At 70.4% G+C, this 20398-nt stretch carries 25 protein-coding genes; 14 read left to right on the top strand and 11 right to left on the bottom strand.

The genetic code is table 11. The features are described 5' to 3' along the window. Positions 1 to 131: 131 nt before the first annotated feature. On the bottom strand, positions 132 to 260 hold the full coding sequence (locus FCI23_RS62535; RefSeq protein WP_265737788.1) for a hypothetical protein: 129 nt from the start codon (positions 258 to 260) through the stop codon (positions 132 to 134). Positions 261 to 299: 39 nt separating this feature from the next. Between FCI23_RS62535 and FCI23_RS34505 the strand changes: the two genes are divergently transcribed. From FCI23_RS34505 to FCI23_RS34485, 5 genes are all read left to right on the top strand, one after another. Then, positions 300 to 1283, top strand: coding sequence for an FAD:protein FMN transferase (locus FCI23_RS34505; protein ID WP_136728116.1), 984 nt, complete (start codon positions 300 to 302; stop codon positions 1281 to 1283). Continuing rightward, complete coding sequence (locus FCI23_RS34500) at positions 1280 to 2026, top strand: ferric reductase-like transmembrane domain-containing protein (protein WP_246144336.1); 747 nt, start codon at positions 1280 to 1282, stop codon at positions 2024 to 2026. The genes FCI23_RS34505 and FCI23_RS34500 overlap by 4 nt, the downstream gene beginning before the upstream one ends. Beyond that, positions 2023 to 3381 (top strand): NADH-ubiquinone oxidoreductase-F iron-sulfur binding region domain-containing protein, encoded by a 1359-nt coding sequence (locus FCI23_RS34495; RefSeq protein WP_246144335.1) that lies wholly within the window; start codon positions 2023 to 2025, stop codon positions 3379 to 3381. Before FCI23_RS34500 ends, FCI23_RS34495 begins: the two co-directional genes overlap by 4 nt. Continuing rightward, entirely contained in the window at positions 3372 to 3611 is a 240-nt protein-coding gene (locus FCI23_RS34490; RefSeq protein WP_136728115.1) for a ferredoxin, read from the top strand. The genes FCI23_RS34495 and FCI23_RS34490 overlap by 10 nt, the downstream gene beginning before the upstream one ends. Before the next feature lie 106 nt (positions 3612 to 3717). Continuing rightward, positions 3718 to 4119, top strand: a complete 402-nt coding sequence (locus FCI23_RS34485; protein WP_169317066.1) for a hydantoinase/oxoprolinase N-terminal domain-containing protein — start codon at positions 3718 to 3720, stop codon at positions 4117 to 4119. Positions 4120 to 4240: 121 nt separating this feature from the next. On the opposite strand, the gene FCI23_RS34480 is transcribed toward FCI23_RS34485, so the two are convergent. Beyond that, the gene (locus FCI23_RS34480; protein WP_136728113.1) at positions 4241 to 4678 is read right to left on the bottom strand and encodes a hypothetical protein; all 438 of its coding nucleotides are present in this window, start codon (positions 4676 to 4678) and stop codon (positions 4241 to 4243) included. Between the two features lie 129 nt (positions 4679 to 4807). After that, a complete protein-coding gene (locus tag FCI23_RS34475; protein ID WP_136728112.1) occupies positions 4808 to 5668 on the bottom strand; it encodes a formate/nitrite transporter family protein in 861 nt (286 codons plus the stop codon). Between the two features lie 367 nt (positions 5669 to 6035). Between FCI23_RS34475 and FCI23_RS34470 the strand changes: the two genes are divergently transcribed. From FCI23_RS34470 to FCI23_RS34455, 4 genes are all read left to right on the top strand, one after another. After that, a complete protein-coding gene (locus FCI23_RS34470; RefSeq protein ID WP_136728111.1) occupies positions 6036 to 6395 on the top strand; it encodes an ArsR/SmtB family transcription factor in 360 nt (119 codons plus the stop codon). After that, on the top strand, positions 6392 to 6883 hold the full coding sequence (locus tag FCI23_RS34465; RefSeq protein ID WP_136728110.1) for an SRPBCC family protein: 492 nt from the start codon (positions 6392 to 6394) through the stop codon (positions 6881 to 6883). The genes FCI23_RS34470 and FCI23_RS34465 overlap by 4 nt, the downstream gene beginning before the upstream one ends. Continuing rightward, positions 6874 to 7656 carry an alpha/beta fold hydrolase gene (locus tag FCI23_RS34460; protein WP_136728109.1) on the top strand — a complete coding sequence of 261 codons (783 nt, stop codon included), beginning with the start codon at positions 6874 to 6876 and terminating at the stop codon, positions 7654 to 7656. Before FCI23_RS34465 ends, FCI23_RS34460 begins: the two co-directional genes overlap by 10 nt. A 164-nt stretch (positions 7657 to 7820) precedes the next feature. Then, positions 7821 to 8201, top strand: coding sequence for an MmcQ/YjbR family DNA-binding protein (locus FCI23_RS34455; protein WP_136728108.1), 381 nt, complete (start codon positions 7821 to 7823; stop codon positions 8199 to 8201). Positions 8202 to 8239: 38 nt separating this feature from the next. On the opposite strand, the gene FCI23_RS34450 is transcribed toward FCI23_RS34455, so the two are convergent. Then, a complete protein-coding gene (locus FCI23_RS34450) occupies positions 8240 to 9619 on the bottom strand; it encodes an aldehyde dehydrogenase family protein (protein WP_136728107.1) in 1380 nt (459 codons plus the stop codon). Continuing rightward, the gene (locus FCI23_RS34445) at positions 9619 to 10710 is read right to left on the bottom strand and encodes a phenylacetate--CoA ligase family protein (protein ID WP_211265565.1); all 1092 of its coding nucleotides are present in this window, start codon (positions 10708 to 10710) and stop codon (positions 9619 to 9621) included. The genes FCI23_RS34450 and FCI23_RS34445 overlap by 1 nt, the downstream gene beginning before the upstream one ends. A gap of 107 nt (positions 10711 to 10817) precedes the next feature. On the opposite strand from FCI23_RS34445, the gene FCI23_RS34440 reads away from it, so the two are divergent. From FCI23_RS34440 to FCI23_RS34425, 3 genes are all read left to right on the top strand, one after another. Next, on the top strand, positions 10818 to 11426 hold the full coding sequence (locus FCI23_RS34440; RefSeq protein ID WP_136728106.1) for a TetR/AcrR family transcriptional regulator: 609 nt from the start codon (positions 10818 to 10820) through the stop codon (positions 11424 to 11426). A gap of 328 nt (positions 11427 to 11754) precedes the next feature. Further along, positions 11755 to 13773, top strand: coding sequence for a hypothetical protein (locus FCI23_RS34435; RefSeq protein WP_136728105.1), 2019 nt, complete (start codon positions 11755 to 11757; stop codon positions 13771 to 13773). A gap of 135 nt (positions 13774 to 13908) precedes the next feature. Next, positions 13909 to 14247: an aldehyde dehydrogenase family protein gene (locus FCI23_RS34425; RefSeq protein ID WP_136728104.1), complete on the top strand. Its 339-nt coding sequence runs from the start codon at positions 13909 to 13911 to the stop codon at positions 14245 to 14247. A gap of 146 nt (positions 14248 to 14393) precedes the next feature. On the opposite strand, the gene FCI23_RS34420 is transcribed toward FCI23_RS34425, so the two are convergent. Together FCI23_RS34420 and FCI23_RS34415 are read right to left on the bottom strand one after the other, a co-directional pair. After that, on the bottom strand, positions 14394 to 14567 hold the full coding sequence (locus tag FCI23_RS34420; protein ID WP_211265564.1) for a hypothetical protein: 174 nt from the start codon (positions 14565 to 14567) through the stop codon (positions 14394 to 14396). 193 nt (positions 14568 to 14760) lie between these two features. Then, a complete protein-coding gene (locus FCI23_RS34415) occupies positions 14761 to 15573 on the bottom strand; it encodes an SAM-dependent methyltransferase (RefSeq protein ID WP_136728103.1) in 813 nt (270 codons plus the stop codon). 97 nt (positions 15574 to 15670) lie between these two features. On the opposite strand from FCI23_RS34415, the gene FCI23_RS34410 reads away from it, so the two are divergent. Then, positions 15671 to 17083 (top strand): PP2C family protein-serine/threonine phosphatase, encoded by a 1413-nt coding sequence (locus tag FCI23_RS34410; protein WP_322973926.1) that lies wholly within the window; start codon positions 15671 to 15673, stop codon positions 17081 to 17083. A gap of 129 nt (positions 17084 to 17212) precedes the next feature. Here the strand turns inward: FCI23_RS34410 and FCI23_RS34405 are convergent, their stop codons facing one another. The 4 genes from FCI23_RS34405 to FCI23_RS56950 form a co-directional block, all read right to left on the bottom strand. Then, on the bottom strand, positions 17213 to 17812 hold the full coding sequence (locus FCI23_RS34405) for a cation diffusion facilitator family transporter (RefSeq protein WP_136728102.1): 600 nt from the start codon (positions 17810 to 17812) through the stop codon (positions 17213 to 17215). A gap of 93 nt (positions 17813 to 17905) precedes the next feature. Beyond that, entirely contained in the window at positions 17906 to 18292 is a 387-nt protein-coding gene (locus FCI23_RS34400; RefSeq protein ID WP_136728101.1) for a hypothetical protein, read from the bottom strand. Beyond that, a complete protein-coding gene (locus tag FCI23_RS34395; RefSeq protein WP_136728100.1) occupies positions 18264 to 18683 on the bottom strand; it encodes a hypothetical protein in 420 nt (139 codons plus the stop codon). The genes FCI23_RS34400 and FCI23_RS34395 overlap by 29 nt, the downstream gene beginning before the upstream one ends. Positions 18684 to 18809: 126 nt before the next feature. Beyond that, positions 18810 to 19016: a hypothetical protein gene (locus FCI23_RS56950; protein WP_169317064.1), complete on the bottom strand. Its 207-nt coding sequence runs from the start codon at positions 19014 to 19016 to the stop codon at positions 18810 to 18812. Here FCI23_RS56950 and FCI23_RS34390 point away from each other — a divergent pair. Continuing rightward, complete coding sequence (locus FCI23_RS34390; protein WP_407646066.1) at positions 19002 to 20252, top strand: MFS transporter; 1251 nt, start codon at positions 19002 to 19004, stop codon at positions 20250 to 20252. The genes FCI23_RS56950 and FCI23_RS34390 overlap by 15 nt on opposite strands. Positions 20253 to 20398 lie beyond the last annotated feature (146 nt).

Here is a 20398-nt window from a genome sequence, read left to right as displayed (position 1 = left end):
GGTGACCGAGAGCGAAACGCAATACCCGGCGAAGCGGTCCGACGGCGTGACCGAGGGCTGCGGCGAGTCAGCCGCACAACACTCGCGGTGGCCGTGGTCGCCGCTGCCGGTTCCGTGGCCCTCGGCACCAGCTACGCCCAGACGATGGCCGCGGCGGCATCCCCCTCCGCACCCCAGCCCGCCGCACCCCAGCCCGCCGCCACCTCGGCCCCGAAGCCGAGGTCCACCATCCAGGCACCCGCCCAGCCTCCGACCCCCACGCAGCAGGCTCCGCAGACGACGTCAGGGGCGTCGTGACCATGGCCGCGACGGCTTCCCCGGCCATCCGCAGGACCGCGCCCCGGACCGCCCCCGCGCCGCTCGTCGGGTCCGTCGCCTTCCCGGCGCTCGGAACGACCGCTGTGCTACTGGTCACGGACCCGGCCGCCCTGGAGGCCGCCCGCGGCGCCCTGGCGGCAGAGCTTGCCTCGATCGACGCGGCGTGCAGCCGCTTCCGGGCCGATTCGGAACTGTCCCGGGCCAATGCCGCGGCGGGCACGCCGGTCGAGGTCGGCCGGTTGTTCGCCGAGGCGCTGCGGGTGGCACTGCGTGCCGCCGAGCTCACCGATGGCGCGGTCGACCCGACGGTGGGCTCTTCCGTGGTGGCGCTTGGCTACGACCGTACGTTCGTCTCCGTACGCCCGGAGGACTTCCGACCGGCCACCGTCCGTCGGCCCAGCAGCCGGTGGCAGGCCATCGAATGGGACCCGGCGACGCGGCGTCTGCGGCTGCCGGCCGGGACCACGCTGGACCTCGGGGCGACCGCCAAGGCACTGGCGGCCGACCGGGCCGCCCGACGGGCCGCCCGGGTGGCCGGGTGCGGGGTGCTGGTGAACCTGGGCGGCGACCTGTCCGCCGCCGGGGAGGTGCCGCCCGGTGGCTGGCGCGTGGGGATCGCCGACGACCACGCGGCGCCGGATCCGGTCCCGGGTCCGACGGTGGTGGTCCTGGGCGGCGGCCTGGCCACCTCCGGCACCGCCGCGCGCACCTGGCGGCGCGCCGGACGCACCCTTCACCACATCGTCGACCCCGCTACCGGGGACATCCCGCTGCCGGTCTGGCGCACCGTGAGTGTCGCCGCTGCCAGCTGCGTGGACGCCAACACCGCCAGTACGGCAGCAGTCGTACTCGGCGAGCGCGCCCCCGGATGGCTGGCCGACCGGGGGCTGCCCGCGCGGCTGGTCCGTACCGACGGCACCGTGGTCGCCGTCGGCGGCTGGCCGGCGGAGGGAGGCCCCCGATGAGCGGCGGCACCGGCCTGACCGGCCTGGTGCAGCTCGCCGCGAGCGGTCCCAGCCCCCTGTGGTACGCGACCAGAGCCGGCGGCACCGTCGCCCTGGTGCTGCTCACCGCCACCGTCGCGCTCGGCATCGCCACAGGCGGCCAGTACGTGCCCCGGCGGATGGCCCGGTTCGAACTCGGCACCCTGCACCGCAATCTGTCCCTGCTCACCCTCGCCTTCCTGGCCCTGCACATCGTCACCGCGATCGCCGACACCTATGTCACCCTGAGCTGGTACGACGCCGTGCTGCCGTTCGGCGCCTCCTACCGCCCGCTGTGGCTGGGCCTGGGCACCGTCGCGTTCGACCTCATGCTCGCGATCCTGGCCACCAGCGCGATCCGGCTCCGGCTCGGCCGGCGCCGCTGGAAGGCCGTCCACTGGCTGGCGTACGCCTCCTGGCCGCTCGCGCTCTTCCATGGCGCCGGCACCGGCTCGGACACCCGGCTGACGCTGCAACTGGTGATCTACGTCGGCTGTCTCGCTCTTGTCATCGCCGCCATCTGGTGGCGGCTCTACCGAGCGGGCCCCGGCCGCGTCGCCGCCCGGCTCTGGGCTGCCGTCGCCGCGGGCGCCGTCCCCGCCGTACTCGCCGGATTCCTGACGGCGGGCCCACTCCAGCCCGGCTGGGCAAACCGCGCTGCGCCGGCAGGGACCGCCAGGACCACGGCATCCGCGCCCGCGCACCAGGAAGAAGGTATTGAGTGAATCCGGAAACAAACACCATGCTCACCGACGAAGGCAACGACAGCAGCGACAGCTCCACCGGTCCCTATGACAGCCGCCTGCTGCACGGCTGGTTCAGCACCGGCGGCGCGGCGGACCTGGACGAGCACCTGCGCCGCTACGGGCCACCGCCGCTGCCCCGCGCCCAAGGCCGCCGCCCCGCTATGCACCTGGTGCGCGCCGTGGAGGAGGCCGGGCTGACCGGCCGAGGGGGCGCCGCTTTCCCCACCGGCCGCAAGCTGCGCTCGGTGGCCGAGGGCTCCGGGCGACCCGTGGTCGTCGCCAACGGCATGGAGAGCGAGTTCGCGAGCCGGAAGGACGAGACCCTGCTCGGCCTCGCCCCGCACCTCGTGCTGGACGGTGCCGCGCTGGCCGCGGCGGCCGTCGGTGCCGACGCGGTGCACCTGTGCCTGCCCCGCACCCGGGAGGACCAGATCCGGGAGTTGCACGCCGCCGCCGAGGAGCGCTACCACCGCGGGATCGATCCCCTTCCGGTACAGGTCCACGCGCTGCCGCACCACTACGTCTCCAGCGAGGAGACGTCGCTGGTCCGCTGGCTGAACGGCGGCGAGGCCCGCCCGGCCGCCACCCCGCCCCGGCCGTTCGAGAAGGGTGTGGCCGGGCGCCCCACCCTCATCGACAACGTCGAGACGCTGGCCCATCTCGCACTCATCGCACGTTACGGCCCCGCCTGGTTCCGTACCACCGGCCGCGCGGACGCGCCCGGCACCACGCTGGTGACGCTTTCCGGCGCCGTCCGGATCCCCGGGGTGTACGAAGTCCCCCTGGCCACCCCGATCGGTGAGGTGCTGAACTCGGCGGGCGGAGCGGTCCGTCCGCTGTCCGCCGTACTGGTCGGCGGCTTCTTCGGCAGCTGGCTCCCCGCCGACCAGGCCTTCCGGATCCCCTTCGCCAGATCCGATCTCGCCGCCGCGGGGGCAGGTCCGGGCGCTGGCGTCCTCGTCGCCCTCCCGAGCGACGCGTGCGGGCTCGCCGAAACCGCCCGTGTGCTCGCCTATCTGGCCGACCAGAGCGCCCGCCAGTGCGGACCATGCCGGTACGGGCTCCCTGCCGCCGCCGACGACTTCGCCGAACTCGCCTGGGGCCGCCCGGGCCCGGCGCTGCTGAACCGTCTGCGCCAGCGGGTCGGGCTGCTCCCCGGCCGCGGCGCCTGCCGTCACCCCGACGGGGCGTCCCGGCTGGCCGCCACCGCGCTTGAGACGTTCGCCGACGACGTCCGACGCCATCTGCACAGCGGCCCCTGCGCCGCGGCCGGCTTCATGGCCGTACTACCGGTACCCGACGCCCCCGGGCCGGAGAGCGAGGGATGGCGTTGAGGACGCGCACCCACATCATCGCCATCGACCGCATCGCCTGCGACGGCCGGGGCCTGTGCGCGGAACTGCTCCCCGAACTCATCGACCTGGACGAATGGGGCTACCCCGTCATCGGCGACCCCGTCCTCCCGCAGGAGATGCTCCCCCATGCGAGGCGTGCCGTCGCCGCCTGCCCCGTCCTGGCACTGCGCCTGGAAGAGCGCGCCTCCCCGCCGACGCGGGCGGGGTGAACATCCGGGGCCCTCGCTCCCTCCAGCGCGGCGGTGATCGACCACCGCGTCGGGTCTTCCGTTCATCCCGCTACGAGTTTTTCTGCGAGGCGAGTCGAACCGAGCTGTGCGTCCTTGGTCTCGGGCCCACGGGGTGGAGTGGGGCCAGGTCGACCAGATCACGGTGGGCAGCACGTTGGCCCTCAACGCGGTGAGCGAGGGTCGTGGCGCGCCCACCGCGCTTGTCACGACCCGTGGCTTCGGCGATGTCCTGGATATCGCCCGGGAGCGCCGGTCGGCCCTGTACGACCTGCAACAGGTGGTAGCCGCGCCGCTGATCCCCCGGCAGCTCCGCTACGAGGTGGACGAGCGGGTGGCCGCCGATGGCGAGATCGTCTCCCCGCTGGACCTCGACCGGGCCGCCGGGCCGCTGCTGGCGTGGTTGGATGCGTCCGGCGTGGAGTCAGTCGCGATCTCGCTGGTCAACTCCTACGCCTGGTCGGGCACGAGGAGCAGCTCAGAGACCTGATCGAGGCCGAACGGCCCGACTTGTTCGTCTGCGCGTCGACGGACGTGCTGCGGCAGTATCGCGAGTACGAGCGAACCCTGGTGACCGCCATCAACGCCTATGTCGGTCCGACGATGCGCGACTAGCTGCGGCGGTTGGAGACGTCCATCGCACAGATCGCTCCGCAGGCGGCCGTGCGCATCACCGACTCCGTCGGCGGCGCCATGAACATGACGGCGGCGGCCGACCGGCCGTCGACGTGCTCGTGGAGCTGGTCGGTGCGCCGCATCGAGCAGCCGTCCAAGCGCAGGCCGGTCACCGGTGGCAATACCTCGAAGGCGAGCGACTGCGAGAGCCCGAACACTCTCCCCATGCCGGGAAGAAGCCGGCTCAGATCGAGCAGCGGTGTGCCGTTGTGCCGGAGTGCATCGTGCAGGTCATCGGCCGCCGCAGCGAGTGCCTCGGCGAACGATCGGCTGGGCCGCGTGTGGTGGCGCAGCAGTACCGCGTCGAGGAACAGCGCAACGGTGCTCAGCGCATCCTCACTGTGCCGTGCCCCGCAGATGGTCAGGCTGCCCACTCGTAGCGCACGGCTGCGCCCGGTGCGGCAGCAGCGGACGTCCCGGGGGCTGACGAGACGACGACGCCTTGCGCAGCCTGCAGGCCGTGCCGCCGGATCGTCCGGCGGCACGGCCTGCGGAGGGGTTGTTCAGGCGGAACTCATGGCAGCAGCAGCGGGCTCCTGTTCGGCAGGCTCGCTGGTGGACGTCTGTGATGCGCTGCGGCGTCCCGCAAAGCCGTAGGAGGCGCCGACGAGCAGTCCTCCGCCGACGAGGTTGCCCAACCCGACCAGCAGCAGATTCCGGGCGAACGCGCCCGCGGTCGCGCCCGGCACATGCTCGAACATGCCAAGCGAGAAGTAGGTCATATTGGCCACGACGTGCTCGAACCCCGACGCGACGAACGCCAGCAGGCACCAGAAGATCAGCATGAGCTTGGCGCCGTCGGACTTGGTCCGTGCCGCCATCCACACGGCCAGGCAGACCAGGAAGTTGCACAGGACCCCGCGGAAGAACAGCGCCGAGCCGGACTCGGCCGCTTTGGCTTTGATCACACTCGCGAGCAGGGCAAGTCCCGGGGCGGCGTGGCCCGGGGTCGCTCCGGAGCTGAGGACACCACTGGCATGTACCAGCCACGCAAATACGACGGAACCGACAAGGTTCCCGACGAATGACCCGAGGATCACGGCTACGGCGCCGCCGATGGTGGCGCGTCCGGCGATCACCCCCTGGACCGTGGTCATCATGTTGCCGGTCGACAATTCGGCGCCGGCAAACACGACCAGGGTCAGTGCGACGCCGAACACCAGGCCCTCGATCAGCTTTGTCCACGGCGACGAGGCGGCCAGCAGCGGGCCGGCGACGGAGAGCAGCAGCACTACCGCGACCCCGATATACGCGCCGGCCAGCATGGAGCTGACCAGGTAGGGGCCGGGCTTGCGAAGACTGTCAATCTTGTCGGCGGCTGTTTCTCCCTGGTCAGCAAGAGCCGTAGATATAGAAATGGGCACGATTCGGCCTCCTGGGATGCAATCCGCCCGTGCGATCCAACGATTTATTGCCCGGTAGCCCTGTTGCCCATAACGGACGTATAGGGACTTGATTAGCCAAGGGCGCCGGCCAACTGACTGAGCGATGCAAGCATATGTGAACTTGAATTGAGTCACGTGAGACTTGAATCACGTTACAGATCGCCACCATTCGATTACGTCAAGGGCGTCTCGTGCTGCGGAGGCAGTCATTGAGCCTGGCACTGCGCCAGCAGCTCGCACGACGACGTCGTCAACGCCACGGGGGGGTCTGACCACGCCGATCTCGTCGGCGGGGATCCACAACCTCTTGGTTGTGCAAACTCACGGTTGTGGGTACGGTCAGGGCATGGCAGTCGTTGAAGACGAGTTGAGCCTGGTGTTCTCGGCGCTGGCCGATCCCACCAGGCGCGCGATCCTGGAGCGCCTGGCAAGTGGCGACGCGACGGCCCACCAGCTCGCCGAGCCGTTCGCGATGACGCAGCAGGCGGTCTCGAAGCACCTGAAGGTGCTCGAGCGCGCCCGCCTCATCTCGCGGACCCGAACCGCGCAGTCACGGCCCTGCGTTCTGGAAACGGTGCGCCTCGACGGAGCCGCCGACTGGATCGGGCGTCACCGGCAGATCTGGGCCGACCGACATGACCGCCTCGAGGAGCACCTGGCCGCTTTGCATGCCGAGCAGCGCCACGACGAGGGGACGACACCATGACCGCGACAGGCGAGCTTACCTATCGGCGTGTGCACCGAGCGTCGCGCGAGTTGCTGTTCGACTCCATGACCACGCCGGAGCACCTCACCCATTTCTGGGGCCCGGCCGGGACGACCACGCCGGTCGGCAACATCGTCATCGACCTGCGGCCCGGCGGGGTTTTCGAGACCACCATGGTCAGCGATGCCGACGGCAGCACGTACACCATGCGGGCCGTCTACGTCGAGGTCCGCCGGCCGGACCGGCTGGTGTGGATCGAGGGCGACATCGAAGGCGGCATGCGAACCACGATCACCTTCGTCGGCCTGAACGACGGGCGCACCGAGGTGGTCACCCATCAGACCAATGTGCCGGCCGCATACCTGAGCGCCGAGGCGAGGGCCGGCTTCAGCACCAGCCTCGACCGCTTCGACGCCTACCTGACCGGTCTCGACGCCGAGCAAGAACACCAGCAAGAGTCAAGAGTAAGGAGCACGGAATGCCAGTAGTCACGTCAGCCGACGGCACCGCGATCGCCTACGAGCGCACTGGCAGCGGGCCGGCACTCGTCCTCGTCGACGGCGCCATGTGCTACCGCGCTGCGGGGCCGATGCAGCCACTCGCCGCTCTGCTGCAGGACAACTTCAGCGTCTACACGTACGACCGTCGCGGCCGGGGTGAGAGCTCGGACACCACGCCTTACGCGGTCGCCCGTGAGGTCGAGGACCTGCAGGCCCTCATTGCGCAGGCCGGCGGAGAGGCATACGTCTACGCCATCTCCTCCGGTGTGGCTCTCGCCTTGGCGACCGCGGCAGCCGGCCCCTGGATCACCAAGTTGGCGCTCTATGAGCCACCGTTCATGGCCGAAATCGGAGACAGCGCCCGGATCAAGGAATACACCGAACGCCTGAGCGAGCTGCTCGACGCCGGGCGCAGGGGCGACGCCGTGGCGCTGTTCATGACGAACGTCGGCATTCCGGCGGAGGCCGTGGCCGGCATTCGGGCACAACCGGGCTGGGCCGCGTTGGAGGCACTCGCCCCGACGCTCGCCTACGACGACGAGGTGCTGGGCGACGGCAGCGTGCCGCGCGACCTGGCGTCGACGATCGCCGTTCCGGCACTGGTCCTCGGCGGTGGCGCCAGCCCGCAGAGCCTTCAGCAGGCGGCGAAGGCGACCGCGGATTCGCTTCCCGCGGCCGAGCACCGGACGCTCGACGGCCAGACGCACGACGTGGCCCCGGACGTACTCACCCCGGTGTTGGTCGAGTTCTTCGGCGCCTGACGACGCGGCCACAAAAGCGAACCGGGCAGGGGCTCACCGAGAAACGCGCGGCACAACGGGCATGCCGAACTTCCCGCGCGGGGGAATCGACGGGACCGTCGGGGCCTCCGGTGGCCCGGGCGAGGCCGGAGCGTGGTGTCACTGGCGCGCGGCAGACTGATCCCATGAAACCCGATGTGCTCAAAGCCGCCTGCCTCGCGCTGAACGGAACTGCCGAGACCTTCCCGTTCAATGCGGAGACCTCGGTCTTCAAGGTCTGCGGGAAGATCTTCGCGCTCAGCGCCCTGGACGCCACTCCACTGAGTGTGAGCCTGAAATGCGAACCCGAGCTGGCCCTGCGGCTGCGGGCGGCACATCCGTCGATCACCGGCGGCTGGCATCTCAACAAGCGTCACTGGAACACGGTGACCCTCGACGGCTCGCTGACCGAGCGCCTGGTCCGCGAGATGATCGAGGACTCCTACGACTTGGTCGTAGCCCGGCTCCCGCGCGCCGAGCAGTTGCTGCTGGACTGGCCCGGCAGCCGAAGGGCGGACGAGCACTGAACACGGATCAGCCCGTCCTCCGCGCGCCGGGAATCCGGTCAGTCACGGATGACGGCTTTGGTGCGCATGAGGAACTCGCCCAGATAGGCGTCGTGCGGGACGCCTGGCGCCATCCAGTACGTCGGGTGGTTGCCGATGTAGAGGTTCCTGATCGTCGGGTCGGCGAGCAGCCGGTCCAGCAGTTGCTCGTCCTTGGTGACCGCGGTGAGGACCAGGGTCTCCTTGAACGGAGCAGTGCCCGCCTCCCGGGTCCACGGTGCCACCCATACGCACGGGAATGCCAGCTCGATGTTGGCTTGCTCGGCGTGCGGGCTGTCCAGTTGGTGCACCGCGGGCCGCAGCACGGCGCTGCCGTCGCCCAGCGTGTCCACCACCGCGTCGCCGCCCAGGTGCGCCCTGGTCCCCGCGGCCTTGGCCAGCAGGTAGCCCTCGACCTTCTTCGCGGCCGCCTGGGAGTAGGCGGTGAGCACCGCCTTCTCGTCTTCCGGCGGCAGGCTCGGGATCGCCGAGAGGCGCTCGGCGATCGCCGCCGCGACCGGCGTCGGATCACCCTCCACGAACACCGCCGTGGTGTTGACGCAGGCCGTCCCGCCCTCGTGGCTGACCGAGTCGACGATCATGTCGAGGTAGTCACGCCAGTCCGAGTCGGCGGTGATCAGAATCTTCGACCGGCCCGGCCCGTTCGGCAGCACCGTGGGATCCGTGGCGTACTTGTCGATGACCTCCTGCCCGCCGTAGACCATGCCCAGGTCGGCCTGGCGCAGGATCTCGTCCGCGGCCTCGTAGTCGGTGGGCAGCAGTACCACCTGGTCGTCGCCGAACCCGGAAGCACGCAGCGCGGAGATCAGCCGGTACGGGGTGAGCGGTTCCCGCCGGGACGGGCGGATGGCCACCCGGTAGCCGGCCGCGAGGGCCTCCAGCCACAGTGCGTGCACGCCGGGATGGTTGCCTGCCGCGTGCACCGCGAAGACGTCCCCACGCCGGATCCACACCGCTGTGCCCTGCCGGGCGTTCGGGTCGCGCCAGTCGTTCACCGCGCCGACGGGCCGGGCGGCCTGCAGGCTGCGGTATGCCCCGGCGGCCATGCCGGCGATGCCGGCGACGGCCGTCCGTACGATGGCCAGCGGCGTGCCCGACATCCGGCTGACCCTGTACTGGTAGTCGGCGGCCGACATGCCGTCGACTTCTCCGGTGGCGAAGAGCTCACCCGCCCTGGCCAGCGCCGCCAGGCGGTCCTCCAGCGGCAGGGTCTCGGCCTTGCGCAGCGCGGACATGGCACGGGTGACGAACAGCTTCGGCACCAGGCTCAGCTCGGCGAACGGTTTGCCCGCCACGTCCGGGATGGCCAGCTTGTTGCGCGCCCGGTAGGGGCCGTTCGGGCCCAGCGCGTCCAAAGCGATCGGGGTGCGGGTGTTCATCAGTACACCCCCTCAATGACGGCTTCGTTGTCGAACAGCGCGACCGGAGTGACGTCGGCGACCGAATCGCCCACGGTGCCCGCCGGTGCTGCCACCCGGGTGGCCAGGTCGCGCTCCAGGTTGTTGGGCATCAGCATGTTCTTGCTGACATGGTTCATCACGACCTGGCCGCGCTCGCCGTAGCCGACCTTGCGGCCGGTCTGCGGGTCAATGACGGAGAAAGTGATGAAGGGCGAGAATGCGTCGAACACGCAGGGATCGTCGTCGCTGAGGCCGAGGCGCTCGGCGGCACCGCCGAGCACCATCGTGCTTCCGTAAAACCCGTAGAGCCGCGCACCGGGGAAGACCTCGGTCCGGTACAGGTACCGGGTGTCGCCGTCCATGTGCGCTCCGCCCCACATGATCCCCTGCACCTTCTCATTGATCAGCTCGACCAGGTCGTCGCGGCGGGCGATCCGTTCCAGCATCGGCGGGGTGGTCAGGATGATGCCGATGTCCTGGGTGCGCAACGGGAACACCGCCTGCTCAAGGAGGTGCTCGGCGTAGGCCTCGGCCTCCCCGGCCTTGCCCGCGGCGATGAGTTTCTTGACCCACCGCGGGTCCATGTCGATCGAGAACTTGATGCCACCGCGGTCGATGGCCTGCTTGGCGACGATCTCACCGATGAAGTGCGGCCCGCTCGGAGTGATACCCAGCCAGTTCACGTTCCGCGGCAGTCCGTGCGCGTCCGCATGGGCGCTCATCCAGGCTCCCGTCCGGTCCCACCAGTCGCGGAGAACGACGACCCGCTTGGGCGCGCCGGTGGTGCCGCCGCTTTCGTAGACGCCGATGACGTCGGGGTGCGCGCCGTAGCCGCGCGGGATGAGGTCCTCGATCCGGATGTCACGCAACTCGTTGATGAGGTTCGGGAAGAGCGCGAGGTCTTCGTGGCTCTTGACGTCCTTCCGCGGGTCGAATTCGAGTGACCCGGCCCGCTCCAGCCAGAACCTCGAGCCGGTCTCGGGGCTGAAGTGCCACTCCATGGCAGCACGGATGAACTCGTCGGGGTCGGGCGGGACGTCGTACGGGAGGTCCAGGACAGATGTGCCCATTTCATACACCTTCCTATTCATTTGTTCCATTTCTACCAGAGTGGTAACCCGTTACGTGACTGTCAAGTAAAGTTACCTTTGTTGTCTTTTCCGATGAGAGGGGATGTATGGGTACGGAACGACTGGAGAGACCTCGGGGCAGGCCGCGGGACCCGCTGATCGAGGAGGCGATCCTTCGCGCGGCGCACCAGCGACTTGCCGCCGAGGGCTACTCCCGTATGACCATCGGCAACGTCGCCGCCGACGCCGGTGTCACCCGTCCGACGGTTTACCGCCGCTGGTCGACGAAACACGATCTCGTCGTGGACGCGCTCGACTACCGCTTCCGCGCCGAACAGGCCGCATACCCGCCGATGGACCTCGACACGATGTCCGCGCGGGAAGCGGTGATCGAGGCGGTGCGGCGGGCCAATCCCCGTGGACGCAGCAAGACCGGGATGACCCTGATCGGGAATGTGCTGGCCGAGTCCGAGCACCCGCCAGGCTTTCTGGACCTGGTGCGCGAGCACGCGGTGAAGCCCCGGCGGAAGCGGCTTCTCGACACCCTCCGCGCCGTCCAGGCACGTGGCGGAATCCGGACGGACCTGGACTTGGACCTCTTCGCGGACCTGTGCATGGGCACCTACTTCGCGGCGTACGTCCGCACCGGCGAAGACGATCCGAACCTCCCGGCCCGGGTGGTCAACACCCTCTGGTCCACCATGCTCGCCGCATGATCCCGGTGCGGCCCGACGCCCACGGGCGCGGCGTTTTCACCGCCTGCTACGGTCCTGCTACGGTCATGGTCGGCCTCCGCTGCCATTTCCCCAACTACGCGGGGCCCGGCCCTCGAACGGGCGGCGCGAGGACACCGGATCATGCACGAACGGGCACATTTCGCGGTCCTTCCGGACCCGCCTCCCGCCCCCGGCCCCGAGCACGTTACGACATGTCATACGGTAGGTGTGTGCTGGTCTCCACGGGATTCCCCCCTGCCCCGTCAGAGTCCGGCCCGCGTGTGGCGAGGCCGATGTCGCCAGGCCCGATGCGCAGGGAGGGTTCAGCGTGAAGCCCGGGGAGCCGGTGACGCCTGCTCCGAGGCCCGGTGGGGGGCCGGCGCTGAGACGGCGCTTCGGGGGCCAGTCTCCGCTGGCGTGCGTCGAAGTCGGCGAGGCGTTGCTCATCTACCCCGCAGGCAGACTCGACCCGCAGGCGCAGGCGTTGGCGGGCGGTGTGGCGCGGGACCCGGAGCACACCGTGGTGGTGCTGGACCTGCCGTTGGACGCACCCGCGGAGTGGTGGACGTCCGTGGTCCGACTGCTGAAACGGCAGAACGAGGGTCTGCGGCTGATCTTCGGGCGGCAGCATGGGAACACATCACCGGCGATCGCGCAGATGCTGGCCGACCGGCTCCGCCGTCCCTTGCTCGCCCCGGACGGACCGGTGACGCCCACCGCGGGCGGTGTTCTCTTCGTGCCCACGGACCGTGGCGCCGGCTGGCTGACCTTCCGGCCGGGCGTTCCACCTCGACGGGAGTCCCGGCGATTCCCCAAGCCTCGCTGGGAGCCCGACGAGGAGAACGGCCCCTGGTACACGAGCGAAGTCTCGGTCGCCGAGGCCCTTCCGGCGGGCGTGTGGGCCAGGCCCATGGGCGACGATCCGCACGACCACCGGCAACGACTGGTCGGCGGCCTGCTGTTCCGGGCGGAGCTGCTGACGATCGTACTCGGCTGCCCGGGCGCGCCCGCCCTGCCGCTGAAGGAGGTGGCGCGGTTGTGGGACGCGCTCCAGCCCGCCGCCCGGAACGCGGTCCGGTTCGTCCAGTACGGTCCGGTGGCAGTCCCGGAGGCCAGCGGCGGTCTCGGGCAGGAGTTGGCTGATCTGCTGCGGGTTCCGGTGAGGCTGTGCACCGGGCTACCCACTGGCCGGGCGGGAGACCACAGTGCCGACATGTACACGATCTGCGAGGACGGCTCTCCCGGTTGGCGCCCCTTCGCGCGGGAATTCGGCCACGTTCCGCGACCGGAGGGCGGCGGTGCGGCACCAGCGGCGGCGGCGCCGCCCGAGATCGTGTCCCACCGTCGTCCGCTGCCCGGCATTCCGGAGACCATGCGCGGGGTGTACCAGTACATCTACCAATACGCGCCGGGCGCGGTGCTGGAAGTGGTCCGGAGCGGGCTGTGGATGCGTCCGCCGGAGGACCACGGGGATATAGGGGCGGTACGTTCGGCTCCGATGGATCCGGCGGTTCCCGTGATCTGGTACGACGCGGGCTCGCGCGAGACCGAGCAGCGGATGCGGCGGCTCGCGGAGGAGGCGCGCCAACATCTCGACCCGCTCACGCGCGAGGTGTGCCGCGTGCTCCCGGCGGTCAGCGGCGCGTCCGCAGCGGGAGCACTGAGCCCGCGTGCGCTGCCCCCCGCCGCCCGCCCGGCTCGCCCCGAGACACCGGCCGCAGCAGAGGTCCGGGCTCCGGCACGTCGTCCGGGCCCGGGTCCGGCAACGCCCGACGCCCCAGCCGCCGCACTCCGGTCACCGGTACACGTGGCTGCCCACAGCGGGCTCGGCGGGCAGGTATCCCGGCACGCCGCCACCGCTCTGACGGCGGTTCCCGCGCAGGTGGCCGAGCCGCTGCCGGATCCGCACCGGGCGATCTGGCAAGCCGCACAGGCCGGACGCCACACGGAGGCGGCCGCCATGGTGGCCGCCATGGAGGAGCACGCGCTGCGGACCGCGGGGCCCGACTCCCCAGAAACACGGCACTGGCTGGAGATCCGGGCCGACCTGGCACGGCGCGCCGACGACTACGTACGGGCCACAGAACTGTGCATCGCCGTCGCCCACGCCCTGCTGCGCCATCACGGCCCGGACACGCCCGAGGCGGGCACCGCGGTCGACAACGCGCACCACTGCTGGGAGCGCGTCACCGACCCCGTCGAATTCCGCCGCATCGCCCCCGACCTGATCGCGCTGCGCCAAGCGGTCCCCGGTCCCGACGACCGCTTCCTACGGGCCGCCCGGCGCCGTTTGGAGCAGCTGGACACCAGGACGGCGTCCTCTTCCCCGGTCGCCCGACGGGCCTGACACCTCGATGGCGCTGACAGCCCGCCCAGCATCGCCGGGGCCGTCCCGAGCAACTGGTGTACGAGGTGGCTGCGCGGCCGCAGCCCGCGCCGGGAGAGGTGCTGGTCGCCGTGTACGCGACCGCCGTCACCACCGATGAACTCGGCTGGGACGCCAACTGGACCGACAGCTTCGACGGGACGGGGCGCGACCGCACGCCCGGCGCAGGTCGACCGTGCCGTGCGCGCGGCACAGGCGGCGTTCCCCGAGTGGGCGGCCACCACCCGCGCGCAGCGCCAGGAAGCGCTGCTGTCACTGGCCGATGCCCTGGTCGTGCGAGCCCAGGAGTTCGCCGACGCGGAGTGCCGGGAGACAGGGAAGATCCGCCGGGTCGTCCTGGAGGAGGAGATCCCCCAGTGCGCCGACCAGATCCGCTTCTTCGCGGGCCCGGCCCGGCTGCCGCACTCCGGTGCGGCTGGTCCCTCTGATGATTGACCGGACACTCTTGCTCACTTCGTAAAGGCGACACAATCATTTTGCGTGATCGCTTTCTCGCGGGCCAGGTCCGCCAACGCGGCCACATGGCAGCTTCGTGCCGACAAGATCGGTAAGCGTGCCCGCCGACGAAGAGGTGCAGATGGTCACAGGCGGACAGCGACCAGGGCGATGTCGTCGGGGGCGCCGCCGTTGACTTCGAGGCGGCCCAGCAGAACGTCGGCCAGGCGCCGCGGTCCGAGCCGGCTGTATTGGGACAGGGCGTCGGTCACCGACTGGAGTACGACCGAGCTGACCGCACGGGCGGCCGGCTGACCCACACGGCAAGCCGTCCGCCCCAGTTCCTTTCTCCGTGGCCCCCCACAGGGCTCCTGGCCTCCGGCGGCCTGTGCCGTGAGCCGGGCGGGGGTGCCGGACGCGGTCAGCCGGTCCGTACGGCCCCTCTCCCCGGCCCCTTCCTTCAGGCGGCTCCCTCCGGGCGCACTACGGCATACTGCCGTCGGCGTTCCGGCATCAGCCGTCCTTGCGGCCGACGCCCGCGAACACCCAGAACTCCGAGGGGTTGTCGGGAATCTCGTCCTCGGCATCGGGGCGCCACAGCGGGACATAGACGAGCCCGGGGTCGACCAGGCCGAAGCCGTCGAACAGTCCCCGGATCTGCTTGCGCGAGCGGGCGGTGACGGGAGAGGTGGCCTTCGAGCGGTAGAGCTTGCCGACGGCGGCCGCGGTGTTCGGGCGGTCCTCGTCGGTGGCGTGGGTGAGCGCGAGCCAGCTGCCGGCGGGGAGGGCGTCACGATAGGCCGATACCAGAGCGGCCGGGTCCTCGTCGTCCGTGATGAAGTGCAGGATCGTGATCATCAGAACGGCTATCGGCTGGTCGAAGTCGAGCAGTTCCCGTACCTGGGGCGAGCGCAGTACTTCTTCGGGGTCGCGGATGTCGGCGTTGACGATTGCGGCGAGTGGGGTGTCGGCGAGCAGCGAGGAGCTGTGGGCGACCGCCACGGGATCGTTGTCGACGTAGACCACGCGCGAGCCGGGCGCGGCGGCCTGTGCCACCTCGTGCACGTTGCCCTGGGTGGGGATACCGGACCCGAGGTCGAGGAACTGCCGTACGCCATGGGCCGCGAGGAAGTGCACCGCCCGGCCCAGGAAGGCACGGTTGGCGCGGGCCAGCGAGCGCACCTGCGGATCGATCGCGGTGAAGGCGGCCAGCGCTTCGCGGTCGATGGCGAAATTGTGGCCGCCCCCCAGCATGGCGTCGTAGATGCGGGCGACACTCGCCTTGCCGGGATCGACACCCTCCGGCACGCCTGTGCGATCGTTCACATCAACGTCCTTTCTGAATATGACAGTTGACGATGCATCCTAGGATCTTCCGTGGTCGTCGTGCCCGGTACACGACCGGTGCGGTATGCCAGGATTCTTGTCGAGGAAGGGCGCGGCCGTGCTGGAAGACGCGATGCACCCGCCGGAGCGAAGCCGCGCGGAAGCCGGACCGCTCCTCGGCACGGCCGCATTACGGCGTCGGCTGACCGCCTCGGCCGCGGGCGACGCCATAGGATCCGTGCTCGACCTGCGCACGACAGGTGATCATGTAGTCCACGCGCTGACCCCCGGTTTCTGCCGGGCGGCATCGGTCTACGTGCTGGAGCGGTGGCTGGTCGGGGAGTCGGCGGGGATGCCCGTCGACCCGCCCCGCATCGAGGCCCGGCGCCTCGCCCTGCGCATGGGACCGGGCGCGCGCGAGGAGTACAGCGACGTCCTGCCGATAGGGGAGGTGCTGGTCTTCCCCCGCGACACCCCTTACGCCCGCGCATTGGCCACCGGCCAGCCGCAGATCCTCGCAGCCGTCGACGCCCACACCGCGGACCGGCTGGCCAGTTCGGGCCCCGGCGACGCCCGGATCGACGCGCTGCTGCGCTCCACGTCATTCCTGGTGGCCCCGCTACGGCTGCGCGGTTCGGCGGTGGGCTTCATCGCCTGTACCCGCGGCGAGGGCGAGCCGGCTTTCTCGGTCGCCGACGTCGCGGCCCTGGAGTCACTGGCCACACGCGCTGTCGTCGCGCTCGACAACGCCCGGCTCTACGAGCGCGAACGCCGCACGGCCCTGGCCATCCGCGCGAGCCTGCTGCCCACCGGCGCCGCGTCCGGAGTCGAGGGCTGCCGGGTCGCGCATGCCTATCGGCCCGCCGGGGACGGCGATCTCGTGGGCGGCGACTGGTTCGACGTGCTCCGGCGCTCGAATGACCGCGTCGGCCTGATCGTGGGCGACGCGATGGGTCACGGGCCCGAGGCCGCGGTCGCCATGATCCAACTGCGGACCGCGGCCCGCACCCTTGCCGGCCTCGACGTCGACCCCCAGGGGCTGATGCGGGGGCTCGATGCGCTCGCCGCTGACACCCCCGGCGCCTCCTTCGCTACGTGCGTCTACGCCGAGTGGGACCTACGGCGGGGCGTCTGCACCCTGATCTCGGCCGGCCACCCGCCGCCGCTGATCCGCGTGAACGGCGGCCCCGCCCAGACCGTCGCCCTCAGCGCCGGACTCCCTCTGGGGCTTGGCGACTGGACCGGCGAACCGGTGGACATACCGGTGCGGGAGTCGACGCTCCTGCTGCTCTACAGCGACGGGCTGGTCGAGTCGCGCGATGCCGACATCGACGTCGGCATCGCCCGTCTGGCCCGGGCGCTGGACGAAGTCAAGGACATCGACGAAGCCGAGGACGCCGACGACGGCTTGTCCGGCGTGTGCGGCCGGATCATGGACAGCCCGCTCACCGCGGGTACGGCGGACGACCTGACCCTGCTGCTGGCGCGGCTGACGCCACCGACCTCCTGACGGCCTCGGTCGAGATCAGCGTGGAAGGTGGTTTCATGTGCGGGTCCGGCACGGCAGATCGTACGGACCCCGATCAACCCACCTGCTGTGGAATATCCTCCTGCGGTGTTGTCGCGGGCGGGCGGGCGGTCAGTGACCGTCGGAGAAGATGTGCCGGGCCTCGCGGGCGGCGTAGTAGACCAGCACGTAGCCGGCGGCGGGGTCGGCCCACCACCAGCCCAGGCTCGCGTTGAGCGCCAGGCCGAGCAGGACGGCGGTGGCCAGCAGTCCGTCGACGAAGGTGACCCGCCCCTCCGTTGCCAGGACAGGGTTGTCCAGCGCTGCCCCGGTACGGGCCTTGCCTGCCGCGAGGGCGGACATCACCACGGCGGTCACCGCCGTCCAGGCCATGCCCAGCATCGAGTGACGCGGCTGATAGCCGGTGGCCAGAGCCACCGTGGACTGCACCAGCAGATACGCCGCCAGCAGCGTGAACGCGCTCCCGATCAGGCGCAGCGCCCGGCGCCGGCGGTCCTCGCCCGTGCCGGACAGCTCCCACAGCACCACGGTCGAGGCGCCGATCTCGATCAGTGAGTCCAGGCCGAACCCGGCCAGTGCCACCGAGCGGGCCGACAGCGCGGCCACCGCCAGCACGACGATGCCGATCACGTTCCAGCCGAGAGTGGCGTACTCAAGAGCGAAACCACGGCGGAGCAGGATCCTGCTGCTGGCGTCGTCCGGGTGGGTCACTGTGGCAGTCTCCCAGAAGCCCTTCCCCCGTGGTCAAGAGCGTACGGAGGCGGCGCGGGGCCCCGGGCTCCGGTCGTCGGCTGGTGGAGGAGCTTAGCGGCCGCGGGTGCCTGCGGGCAGGCTGATCGTCTTCTGCGGGTAGTTCCTGCTGCTGTCCTTGCAGGCGCTGACCTGCGCCGCCAGGTCGTTGGCGTATGCCGTGCAGCCGCCGCACGCCTTGGGCGTGAAGCTGCCGGTGACGGGGCCCGTGCAGAGGATCTCGACCTCGTCGGGGCTGTCGTTGCTGACCTTGACGGATATGCCGCCGCCGGAGGCCGTCGAGGGCAGATGCCGGCCGGCGGCGGGCAGGACCTGGGCTATCTCGGCAGCAATGGCGATCTTCTTGGCGCGTGCCCGGTTGTTGTCGTGCTTGTATGTGCCGACGAAGTCGTTCATCGTCTTGAGCGCCGCATCAAAATGGCCGCCCTTGTACTCGTCCACGCCACATGCGTATGTACCGGCTTGCACAGCTTTGTCGGCTTTGCCGGCGTCCTTGCTCAGGGCGGCCGGCCACGCCCGCCCTCTCCCCGGGCAGGGCCGAGGCCTGGACGCTGAGGGTGTGCAGACGAGTATTGGCCGAGCAGGGATCGCCGCCCTTCAGGCCCTTGGCGACCTTGTCGATCATGGAGCTGACGGCCGGTTCCACCTTCGCGGCCTGAGGGGACTGGGGGAAGGTGGTCAGGAGCTCGCCGAGGTCCCCGCCGTTCGCGGCGGCGCTGCTCCGGCCGGAGCCGAGAACGCCCACTCCGCACTCGTAGAGCGAGGTGGCGAGCCGGGCGTCGGGCCAGTTGGCCAGGGAACCGAGGTTTTTCTCGCGGATGGTGCCGGGCACTGTGCGCAGGTACTTCAGCGGCGCGATCGCGTCGCAGTAGTTCTGCTGGTCGTACGGAGCGCCGACCGCGTGTAGTACGGGTGCAGCCGGAGGCGGCCGGTGCCTCGGCCCGGCTACGGCATCAGCTCAGCGGGGCAGCGACAGGCCGTTCAGCAGCAGCTCGGCCACATTCTCGGCATAGAGCCGCACGCGGGTCTCCTGCGGTGCGGTCATCTCCGGGTTCATCAGCGACGCCATCCCGGTCTGGCTGTAAGGCGCAGATCCGCCCGACGAGAGAAGAAAATAGACGACCTCGGATGGGATGTTCTTGATTCTCCCTTGCTCGCGCAGCACCGCCGGTGGGTCAGGTCGATCCACCCGGCTGCCCCGGGGACCTTCACCGGTATCCAGCACCACTTCAACGTCTCATCCGGCGAGACCGGCACCATCGTCGCCTCCGCGCTGCTCGGCTCCGCCATCGGCGCCGCCATCGCGGGACGCCTCGCCGACCGCATCGGCAGGCTGCGCGTGATGCACATCGCCGCCGCGCTCTTCGCGATCAGTGCGCTCGGCTCCTCCATGCCCTTCTCCGTGTGGGACCTGGGCATCTGGCGGGTCTTCGGCGGCATCGCCATCGGCCTCGCCTCGCTGATCGGCCCCACTTACATCGCCGAAGTCGCCCCCGCCAGCCACCGCGGCCGCCTGGCATCCTTCCAACAGGCCGCGATCGTGCTCGGCATCACCGCCTCCCAACTCGTCAACTGGGCGATCGCCCAGGGCGCCGACGGCAAGAGCCAGAACCCGCTCGGCCCCCTGGACGCATGGCAGTGGATGCTGATGGCCGCTGTCCTCCCGGCAATCGGCTACTACGTCCTCACCTCGCGCATCCCCGAGTCCCCGCACTTCCTGGTCGCCACCGGCCGCCTGGACCAGGCCCGAACCGTGCTGCGCGACGTCGAAGGACCTGGCATTGACGCCAACGCCCGCGTCTCGGAGATCGGGCACTCGCTCAGGTCCGACGAAAAGCCCCGGATGCGTGAGCTGTTCGGCGGCCGCTTCGGACTGCTGCCGATCATCTGGGCCGGGATCGGCCTGGCCGTCTTCCAGCAGTTCGTCGGCATCAACGTGATCTTCTACTACTCATCGATCCTGTGGCAGTCGGTCGGCATCGACCAGTCCAGCTCGCTGCTAATCAGCCTCTCGACCTCGGTCGTCAACATCGTCGGCACCGTGGTGGCGATACTCATCGGCACCGGCTCCGAGGTCCAACTCGCCGTCGAGGCCCGACAGCAGCTGCAGGCAGACGGCATCCCCACGCGAGTGGTGTCCATGCCGTCCGTAGAGTGGTTCGAGGAGCAGGACCAGGCCTACCGCGACAGGGTCCTGCCCCGCGAGGTGAAGGCACGTGTCGCCGTCGAAGCCGGCATCGCTCTCACCTGGTACCGCTTCGTCGGCGAGGACGGCCGGATCGTATCGCTGGAGCACTTCGGGGCCTCGGCTGACGCGAAGGTGCTCTACCGCGAGTTCGGCTTCAGCGCGGAAGCCGTTGCCGCCGCCGCCCGCGAGTCCCTGGCTGCCACGACCCACTGACGTCCGCACACATTCCAACGAGGAGATGCAGAACCCATGACAGACGCACTCAAGCGCCTCTCCGACGAAGGCGTCGCGATCTGGCTCGACGACCTGTCCCGCAAGCGGATCACGTCCGGTAACCTCGCCGAGCTGATCGACTCCAG

Source organism: Actinacidiphila oryziradicis (assembly GCF_005047355.1).
Classification (GTDB): Bacteria; Actinomycetota; Actinomycetes; order Streptomycetales; family Streptomycetaceae; genus Actinacidiphila; species Actinacidiphila oryziradicis.
The sequence above is the reverse complement of the archived record's forward strand: the minus strand, read 5'-3'. Positions and strand labels throughout refer to the sequence as shown.